This window comes from Brevibacillus sp. YAE8 (assembly GCF_057543335.1).
In genome coordinates, this window is record NZ_BAAIYG010000188.1 from 1 (window position 1) to 512 (window position 512).

General features: G+C 41.2%; 1 pseudogene. It reads left to right on the forward strand.

Features of this window, described 5'->3' with window-relative positions:
- Positions 1-366, forward strand: a pseudogene (gene prkT, locus AC27IT_RS28310) (serine/threonine protein kinase PrkT); the annotation flags it as partial.
- Positions 367-512: the final 146 nt, after the last annotated feature.

The window sequence follows — 512 nt, forward strand, 5'->3', positions numbered from 1 at the left end:
GAATTTAAGAAAACGAACCAGCCCAAAGAACAGCTTAGGTCTCTCATCGAAGGAAACCCGCTGCTTCAAAAGTATAAAAAAGTGCTTTTTTCAGCCTTGAACGGAGAATATCAATCCGCAGATGAAATGAAGAAGGATATGCTAGACGCGGGGCAAAAAGCAGCACAAAGAAAACAGCCTATAAAAGCATCACCGCAGCCTGCCACACGACAAAGACAGCAAAAACCGCGCCAAGGAAAAATAACGAAGACGCGATATACCCCAAAACAGAAACCGGCTAAGTCGGGGGGGTTATTTGAAACAACGCTTATCGTGATCAGTGTTTTAGCGCTTTATTTCGCCTATATTATCTTTTTCTTAATCTGAATGGCGCAAACTGCAGAGCCTATGCTTCTTCTTTGCTTGGAGGGGTTGAAAGTGTTAGGATATGAATATCTTTAAAATACCTGCTCATTGTGAGGAGGACATTGTGAAAAGTGTCAAAGATTTTTTAAACAAACACAATCTTACGT